The 9,089-nt window shown below is 45.1% G+C and carries 7 protein-coding genes; all 7 read left to right on the top strand.

Annotated elements, in window-relative coordinates; genetic code table 11:
• Positions 1-390: 390 nt before the first annotated feature.
• Positions 391-1,020, top strand: coding sequence for a chemotaxis protein CheB (locus RIG66_RS26880; RefSeq protein WP_446382084.1), 630 nt, complete (start codon positions 391-393; stop codon positions 1,018-1,020).
• A gap of 95 nt (positions 1,021-1,115) precedes the next feature.
• Positions 1,116-2,987: a CheR family methyltransferase gene (locus tag RIG66_RS26875; RefSeq protein ID WP_446382082.1), complete on the top strand. Its 1,872-nt coding sequence runs from the start codon at positions 1,116-1,118 to the stop codon at positions 2,985-2,987.
• A gap of 15 nt (positions 2,988-3,002) precedes the next feature.
• Positions 3,003-3,209, top strand: coding sequence for a hypothetical protein (locus RIG66_RS26870; protein ID WP_446382080.1), 207 nt, complete (start codon positions 3,003-3,005; stop codon positions 3,207-3,209).
• Between the two features lie 113 nt (positions 3,210-3,322).
• Positions 3,323-4,600, top strand: a complete 1,278-nt coding sequence (locus tag RIG66_RS26865; protein WP_446382078.1) for a PAS domain-containing sensor histidine kinase — start codon at positions 3,323-3,325, stop codon at positions 4,598-4,600.
• Positions 4,601-4,972: 372 nt separating this feature from the next.
• The gene (locus RIG66_RS26860; RefSeq protein ID WP_446382076.1) at positions 4,973-6,217 is read left to right on the top strand and encodes an ATP-binding protein; all 1,245 of its coding nucleotides are present in this window, start codon (positions 4,973-4,975) and stop codon (positions 6,215-6,217) included.
• A gap of 198 nt (positions 6,218-6,415) precedes the next feature.
• A complete protein-coding gene (locus tag RIG66_RS26855) occupies positions 6,416-7,903 on the top strand; it encodes a DNA methyltransferase (protein ID WP_446382074.1) in 1,488 nt (495 codons plus the stop codon).
• A gap of 448 nt (positions 7,904-8,351) precedes the next feature.
• A complete protein-coding gene (locus tag RIG66_RS26850) occupies positions 8,352-9,014 on the top strand; it encodes a hypothetical protein (RefSeq protein WP_446382072.1) in 663 nt (220 codons plus the stop codon).
• The last annotated feature ends 75 nt before the right edge of the window (positions 9,015-9,089 follow it).

The following is a 9,089-nucleotide window of genomic DNA, read 5'->3' as shown; positions in this document are numbered from 1 at the left end:
TTTAATGAACCAGGAAGCTTGCCACACAATGATTGCCGCTTTTCACCGCCTCAAAACTCTCTTGAAATCCGGGTAAAATTGGTTAAAGCTATTGCTGTCCCATGTTCCGGCAAATCAAACTAACAATTTAGCACACTAACTACGGAAGACCCAACAATATCAACAATCGGCAAATCGAGTAAGCGCGTCTGAAAGTCGGTGCAGTCATAGCCCCGTTGAGCCGATTCGTAGCGACTCAGAAAAGTCTAGCCAGATAGCCTCCTCCGGGACGGGCGAAAAGCTAGATATAAGGTTCTGAGGAATCTCCCGGTTCCGCTTCGCTAAAACCGGGAGAGGTTTCAATGAAAACGTTAACCCTTATATTTCAGTGCTACCGCTCATAAAAATAAAATGCAACAGCCCCAAGCCGATCAACACACCAATCCTCCCCCAGGCTTCGCCAATACTGCCTTTGATGTCGTCGCCATCGCTGCATCTGCTGGCGGACTAAAGGCGCTATCTGAAGTTTTATCCCATCTACCGACTGACTTTCCAGCAGCCGTTCTGGTTTTACAGCATCTTGACCGCAGTCACCGTTCTTTAATGGTAGATATACTCCGCCGACGGATTTCTTTGCCGATTAAGCAGGCGGAGGATGGAGACAAGCTAAGTCCGGGAGAAGTTTATATTGCCCAACCCAATTATCATGTTTTGGTTAACTCTGATGGTACGCTTTCTTTAACGCAGTCACCGATGGTCAATTTTGTCCGTCCCTCAGCAGATTTACTGTTTGAGTCGCTGGCAAATAGTTATCAAAATCGGGCAATTGCTGTTATTTTAACCGGGACAGGGAAAGATGGCACAAAAGGAGTAGAGGCGATCGCGAAAATGGGCGGTATGGTGATTAGCCAAAATCAAGAGACGTCGGAACACTTTGGTATGCCCCGTTCTGCTATTGACACCGGGATCGTCAATTTAATTTTACCCTTACCGGAAATTGCTGAAACACTCATCCAACTTGTAAAAGAGGGTAGAGGGTAGAAGATTTTAATAGTTCTGGGACTTGCTTTTAACTTTTTATTTTTAATTTTTGCTTTTATAATAAGTAATAAGTAATAAGTAATATCCAATTACCAATGACAACTGACAAAGAACAAGAAGAAAGTAGAATATTTGAATCCCTACTGGAGTACCTAAAAGAAACACGCGGCTTTGATTTTACAGGCTACAAACGCTCTACGCTCAAGCGGCGGGTAACCCGGCGAATGCAGTCTCACAATATCGACAATTTTGGCGATTATTTGGACTACCTGGAAGTTAATCCAGAAGAATTTGAGCCGCTGTTTAATACAATTTTAATCAACGTTACCGCATTTTTCCGGGATACCGAAGCCTGGGACTATTTACACCAGCAACTCCTGCCGCAACTGTTGCAGCAAAAGGATAGGCAAGAGCAAATCCGCGTCTGGAGTGCGGGGTGTTCTTCGGGGGAAGAAGCCTATTCTATCGCCATGCTTTTGGTAGAAATGATGGGGTTGGAACAATTTCGCCAGCGGGTGAAAATTTATGCCACCGATGTAGACAAAGAAGCCTTAAGTCAAGCGCGTTGGGCACGCTATGATTCCAAAGCCTTAGAAAACCTGTCCGAGGAATGGCGACAGCGCTATTTTGAACAAGTCGGCAATCAGTATGTATTCCGATCTGATATCCGCCGGGCGGTGATTTTTGGTCGGAATGATTTGGTTCAAGATGCGCCAATTTCCCGACTGGATTTACTGCTTTGCCGCAACACGCTGATGTATTTTAATGCGGAAACTCAGAAACGGATTTTGGCACGGTTTAACTTTGCGCTAAAGGACAACGGCGCTCTATTTTTGGGCAAAGCCGAGATGCTGCTAACTAATAGCAATCTGTTTAGACCTTTAAATTTACAGCATCGCCTCTTTACCAAAGTACCCAAACCGAAACTAAGCGATCGCCTGCTGATGCTCGCCCAAGCTGGGAATGAAGAATCGAGTGCGCGTCTGTCTGAGCGGGTGCGGCTGCGAGAAGCGGCGTTTAATACCTCAGCCATTGCCCAAATTATTGTTGATACCAATGGTTACTTAGTCTTGGCAAATATCAGCGCCCGGTCAATGTTTAATCTCAAACAGCAAGATCTGGGCAAACTGTTTCATGACTTAGAAGTTTCCTACCGTCCCCTAGAACTGCGGTCGATCATCGATGATGTCTATCGCGATAGTAGGTCGATTACGATTAACGATGTGGTGCGGGAGCAGTCCGATAATACTCAGTATTTGGATGTGCAAATTACTCCCTTAAAGGAAAATGGCAATGGCGAGAAGTTATTGGGAGTGAGTGTTTCCTTTTATGATGTCACTTGCTACAACCAATTAAAAGATAAGTATAAAACGTCTAGCCAAGAACTGGAAACGGCAAATGAGGAACTCCAGTCGAGTAATGAGGAACTCGAAACGACAAACGAAGAACTACAATCCACGAATGAGGAACTCGAAACCACCAACGAAGAACTGCAATCCACCAACGAAGAATTGGAGACAATGAATGAAGAACTCGAATCGACTAATGAAGAATTACGGACGATGAATGATGAATTGCGCTTGCGGACGGATGAAGTCAACCAAGCCAATGCCTTTTTAAATTCAATTCTAGAAAGTTTCCAAACAGGGGTGATTATTGTAGACTGCGAATTTCATATTATCCGGTGGAATCAAGACGCCGAGGAATTCTGGGGACTACGCAGTGACGAGGTAAAAGACAAATCCCTCCTGAGTTTAGAGATTGGTTTACCTGTGGATCAGTTGTGCGAACCAATCCGTAACTGTTTTCAGGGCGAGGAAAATCATCAGACAATCATGGTGGATGCGATTAATCGCCGAGGTCAATCCATTCAATGTCGGGTTACATTGCATGGTTTGCAAGGGATAGAAGAACAATTATACGGCACGATTGTATTGATAGATGAGGTGAATCAAGGAGATGGGTGAGGGTGTGGGTGTGGGGTGTGGGGTGTGGGGTGTTGGGTGTTGGGTGTGGGGTGTGGGGTGTGGGGTGTGGGGTGTTGGGTGTGGGGGTGTCGGGTGTTGGGAAAGGTTGAAACTATTGCCTATTGTCTATTGCCTATTGCCTATTGCCTATTGCCTATTGCCTATTGCCTATTGCCTATTGCCTATTGCCTGTTCCCTGTTCCCTATTCCCCCCCCTTTTGAAGATCTATTGCATGTGAAATAACAGGAGGTAGTATTGTTGACGGGGCGCGTTTAGTCGCATCTTTTGTGAAGAAAGATAAGATTAAGTGTAAATCCTCACTTACGCAATTCCCATGACTAACCTAAACCAACCGATTCACCTCTCCCAACAACGCCTAGAATCCTTGATGAACCGGATCAATCAAGCGGCGGATCAACCCGAAATCCTCTCAACGATTCTAGAGGAGTTTTCAATCACATTAGAGAAACTCGATCAGCAACAGCAGGAGTCAGTCACCATAATTAATGCCAGCCAAATCGAACTCCAGCATTACCGAGAGTTATTTAACAGCACTTCAGAAGCCTACATAGTGACGGATATTACAGGAAAAATTCACACCGCCAATCCCGCCGCCAGTACGATGTTGAACATCTCGCCCAACCATCTGATTGGCAAACTGTTACCTGTCTTTGTCTGTGAATCTCACCGCCAAGCCTTTCGTACCAAACTGGAACAAGTAAACCAATCCTGCCAATCAACGGCGTGGGAAGTGCAGCTACAGCCTCGCCACAGTGAATACTTTCCCGCCGCGATCGCGGTTTCTCCCATTCGCGATAATCAGGGTAATCTAACCAAATTACGCTGGTTAATTAGCGACATTAGACACCGCCAACAAGCAGAAGCCTTGCGCCAGGAATTAGCTGAACAACAAGAACTCAGTGAACTCAAATCCCGGTTTCTCGGTACCGTTTCCCATGAATTCCGCACGCCGCTAACCACGATTCTCTCCTCTAGTGAAATGTTAGAACGGTATAGCGATCGCCTGAGTCCAGAACGCAAAACCGTACATTTCCATAAAATTAGCCAATGCGTGGGCTATATGACCCAGTTATTGGAAGATATTTTAATTTATAGCAAAGCCGACGCCGAAAAACTAGAATTTAATCCTACTGTTGTCAATTTAAGCGAATTCTGTCAGAATTTAGTCGAGGACTTGCACCTAGAAGCCGCGAATCAACAACGGATTCAGTTTAAGTGTAACGATGATGACATTTGCGGCAATTTTGACCCCAAACTGCTGCGGCAAATTCTGAGTAATTTACTCACAAATGCCCTGAAATACTCACCCAACGGTGATCCCGTAGACTTTGAACTGAATCTTGAGGAGAATCAAGCTATAATTATTATTCGCGATCGCGGCATCGGTATTCCCGCCAATGACCAAGTTCATTTATTTGAACCCTTTCATCGCGCCCAGAATACAGGTACAATCAACGGGACTGGATTAGGACTCGCGATCGTCAAAAAAGCCGTAGATTTACATCAAGGCAAAATTTCTGTCCAAAGTAAGATTGACATTGGCACAACATTTACCGTCAAATTGCCACTCCTGAATGTAAAAAAATTCTAGTCTGGACACGACTTGTCGTGTCCAGACTAAAGGTGATATAACCGTTGTGAGTGAAATCATCAAAAAAACGTAACTCGCCCTCTAGTGGGAAGAATCTGATCCTAAAAACTACTATAGTAAAGTGCAAGCTATATAAGCTATAGAAATTTTAAATCCTACTGTTTTATAGAACGAAATCATTTATAAAATGCTGCATTAACTATAGATAAATCTGAATAGGCTAGACACCCCTGATGTGATGGAGATAACCATGAATCCTAACCAATCCGCAAAAAAAAACTAAATATATCCTCCGATACCTTAACCGAAGCGATTAACGAACATATTCAAAACGCCAAAGAACGCTTAGCACAGACAGAACCTGAGGTTAGCATGTCAGCCGATGAATGCTCAATTAAGCTAGCCGAAACCGTTACCGAACTATCCACCACCCTAGAAGAACTACAAGTCGCCGTCGAAGAAATCCAAGAACGGAATCAGGAACTCGCAGCAGCGCATCAAGCCACAGAAGACGAACGCCGAAAGTATCAAGAGTTATTTGAATTCGCCCCCGACGGCTATTTCATCACCGACGCATCCGGTATAATCCAAGACGCCAACCAAGCCGCCGCCACCCTACTGAATATAGAAAAACGGCGTCTAATCGGCAAACCCCTAGCTTTGTTTATTGCCGATACAAGCAAACGCACCTTTCTCAGTCAACTCAACCAACTCACCCACCTCTCCTCCCCCGACTTTCCCACCACCCTACTGTACCGAGACTGGGAACTATCCCTGCAACCGCGCCAGAATGAACCCTTTCCGGTGGAGATTTCCATTTCAGCCATACTCAACCCTCAATCAGAAATCGTGGGATTGCGCTGGTTAATTCGGGACATGACCTATCGCAATCAAGCCGAAAGCCTACGCCAACAACTAGAAGCCGAAAAAGAATTCAGCGAACTCAAATCCCGCTTTATCCAAACCGTCTCCCACGAATTCCGCACCCCCCTGAACATGATTTACGTCTCCGCCCAACTCCTCGCCCGTTCTCACGACGGCTTAAGCGAAGAAAAATGCAATCAATTACTCCAACGAACCGACAAAGCCGTGCGGCGGATTACCAAAATACTCGATGACGTTCTCGTCTTCAGCCAAGCCAGCGCCGACAAACTGGAACTCAACCCCACATTACTGGACTTAGAACAATTCTGCGAAGCCATCATCGAAGACTATCAAATCATCGCCGGTAGCAACAAAACCCTACAACTCAACACCCCTGGAACCAACCACAGCGTTTGTCTCGACGAAAAACTCCTCTATCAAATACTTGGCAATCTCTTATCCAACGCCATCAACTATTCCCAACCCAACAGCACCATAACCCTAACCCTAACCTATCCAGACCATACAGTATGCTTTCAGATCCAAGATCAAGGAATCGGCATACCAAGAGAAGACATCCCCCGACTCTTTGACCCCTTCCACCGGGCGAAAAACGTCAGCAACCTACCCGGAACCGGACTCGGACTATCCATCGTCCAAAAAGCCATCGAACTCCACGGCGGAACCATCAACGTCCACAGTGAAGTCGATATCGGCACCACCTTCACCGTCACCCTTCCATTAGGTTTGTAGTAAGGGCTTTAGCCCTATCATCGTAACGCTGAGCAGATTAACTTGTAATATAATCAAACCTCCCCCACCCCAACCAACATTCGTCGTTCGTAGTAAGGGAACCTTAGCCCATCAACGCAACGCCGAACAGATTATCTTGTAAAATAATCAAACCTCCCCCATCCCAACCCCAAAACCTGATCAAACCAAACAAACCGAGTGTACAAACAACTAACCCTAGAATTTGCCAACAATTCCGAACCATCCCCCCAAACCATCACTCATCCCACTGGATATTCAGGCTGGTACAGACTACACAAATACTGGGGCAAAAAACCCCACGAACCCCTCGCCCTAGCCATCCAACAACTCACCCAAGAAAACGATATCATCCTAGACCCCTTCGTCGGTTCCGGCATAGCTGCCCGTGAATCCCGGCTGCGAAAACGTCGTTTCATCGGAATAGACATCAACCCCATCGCCACCGAACTCACCAAACTACTCATCTCCCCACCCGATTATCCCCTCATCCGCAATGCCTTCCTATCCCTAGAAAAAACCCTCAAACCCCAAATCAACCAAACTTATCAACTCAAAGATGGAAGAATCGCCTCCCACTATCTTTGGCAAAACAACCAATTACACCAAATTTGGTTATCCGGTAATCGCAGCACTAGCCGCCTCGAACTTCCCCCCACACCCGAAGATATTCAACTCATCGACACCTTTTCAACCTACAAAAGCAAAACCATTCGTCCCCCGAAATTCTTCGCCAATAGCAGAATAAACGCTACCCCGCAACTCTCCCTATCCGACCTCATCACAGGTCGCGCCCAACATAACCTGGACTTAATCATAGACCGAATTAACCAACTTCCCCAAGCCGCCCAACCCGCCATGAAGCTATGCCTAACCGCAGCCTCTGGACAAATGACAAAAATGGTATTCGCCGTTACAGGCAGAGGCAAAACCAACGGGAATCCCTCAAAAAAAACAGAAGTCGGGAGTTGGGTAATTGGCTACTGGCGACCCCCATTACACTTTGAAGTAAACGTTTGGAACTGTTTCGAGCGGCGCGTTACCAAACTATTAAATGTGATCAAAAACGGTGATCCCTTACAAGGCAGCACTATTAGTGAAACCCTCGATCAATTCTACCAAAACAACGCAGAATGTAGCATTATCTGCGCCCCTTGTCAACAAGAACTAAAAAACCTGCCAAAGAAATCAATCAACCTAATTATAACCGATCCCCCACACAGCGATCGCATTCCCTACCTAGAACTCAGTGAACTGTGGAATAGCATCTTAGGAATTGAACCCAACTTTGACTCAGAAATCGTCATCTCAAACGCCAAAGAACGCGCCAAAACCGCCACCCTCTACAATCAAACCATGAGCGCCTTCTTAACCGACTGTTCCGCCATTCTACGAGACGACGGCTTCCTCGTCTTACTTTATAATGCCAGACAACAGAAACACTGGGCATTTATCAAACAACTCATAGATAGCTCAGAACCATCATCAAACCTAAACTACCTCGGACAATTCCCCTGTAACTATTCAGCCCGTTCCGTCGTCCAAGACAACCGAAAAGGGAGTCTTAAGCATGATGTTGCCCTAGTTTTCGGCAACCCTAACGCTGATTTAAACAAAATTTCGCGATTGAAAACTATTCGCGGTTGGTCAGATACTTTTCCCCATTAGTCAAGCATTAACTCGATGGACTTTGAGACAGCACAAGCCTGGTTTCGAGACAATCGCATCAGAGAATTATCCCAAACCAAGGACGGGCTACGTTTTCTTAAACTACGTTCATTATCGCGCCGTGAACACTTATACCAATTATTCGCATCCGCCGCTTTAACCCCCCCAATCCAACTCAGCACGAGATTTATTAAAAGAAGCCTTTAATACCACCTCGATTAATGACACCCTAATTAATTTCACCATCCAACAAATTTACGCATCAGAGCGAGAAACACGTCGTCAACAAGAGCCAGAACTCGTCAATCAACTCTATCGTATCGATGTTTTTGACTGGGGTGGACTGCATCAAAATAGCCTGGAGAGAACAATTATAGACAACTACGTCAAAAAAATCCATAACTATGATCAACTCTCAAACAGTATCGAGAATGAGCTTCACTATAGTATGCGAGGTTACGTTTTATGTTCATGGTACAACCATTGGACATCAATAATAATTGAAGATATTTTCCGTGATCATGATCAAGTATTACCTGCGGTAGGCTTAATCAAAAAAATAGACTTTTTTATAAATAGTATTCCCTTTGATCTAAAAGTCACTTATTTTCCTGAAGGATACATCAAACAGTGCCGTCGTTCAGAAAATAAGCGTCCAGAACTTACACGATTGAAACAATGGGCGCGTCAGCATCAAGTCACATTTAGCCCTAATCTTCCTGACAGTCAATTACTCTCAGACTTATGGAAAAAAGCCAGGGATCATCCCTCAGAAGACGCCCAAACCTTGCTATCTGAACTCAGCAATTTTCGGCAAAAACTGATTCAACAAGCCAAGAAAAACCCCGACAATCTAATCAAATGGCTGTACGAAAATCAAGGTATCCGTCGATTTGACGCCTCGAATCGCTTATTCTTAGTTCTCATTGACCCCTCAGACTTCTTTCAATCCTGGAAATTGAAACGCGCCAAACCGCTTCTCGACGCTAGAATAACAGCTTACTTAGATAAAATCTCTTCATCTCCCGGACAAACCTTAAACTTCACCTGGGAAGGAAAAAACTACACAGTCATATCAGACGCAATAATCATTACTAAACCGCCCGGATAACGTTGTTTGTCATTCTTCGTTCGTAGTTTGGGAACCTTAGCCTATCAACGTAACAGCGAACATACCAACGTAAAA

The sequence above is a fragment of the Coleofasciculus sp. E2-BRE-01 genome (assembly GCF_040221695.1).
GTDB lineage: Bacteria > Cyanobacteriota > Cyanobacteriia > Cyanobacteriales > Coleofasciculaceae > Coleofasciculus.
The sequence above is the reverse complement of the archived record's forward strand: the minus strand, read 5'-3'. Positions and strand labels throughout refer to the sequence as shown.

What these genes read in the sequence shown, in the direction of transcription:
- RIG66_RS26880 (WP_446382084.1), top strand. Translation starts at nt 391, where the DNA reads ATGCAACAGCCCCAAGCCGATCAACACACCAATCCTCCCCCAGGCTTC.
- RIG66_RS26875 (WP_446382082.1), top strand. Translation starts at nt 1,116, where the DNA reads ATGACAACTGACAAAGAACAAGAAGAAAGTAGAATATTTGAATCCCTA.
- RIG66_RS26865 (WP_446382078.1), top strand. Translation starts at nt 3,323, where the DNA reads ATGACTAACCTAAACCAACCGATTCACCTCTCCCAACAACGCCTAGAA.
- RIG66_RS26860 (WP_446382076.1), top strand. Translation starts at nt 4,973, where the DNA reads ATGTCAGCCGATGAATGCTCAATTAAGCTAGCCGAAACCGTTACCGAA.
- RIG66_RS26850 (WP_446382072.1), top strand. Translation starts at nt 8,352, where the DNA reads ATGCGAGGTTACGTTTTATGTTCATGGTACAACCATTGGACATCAATA.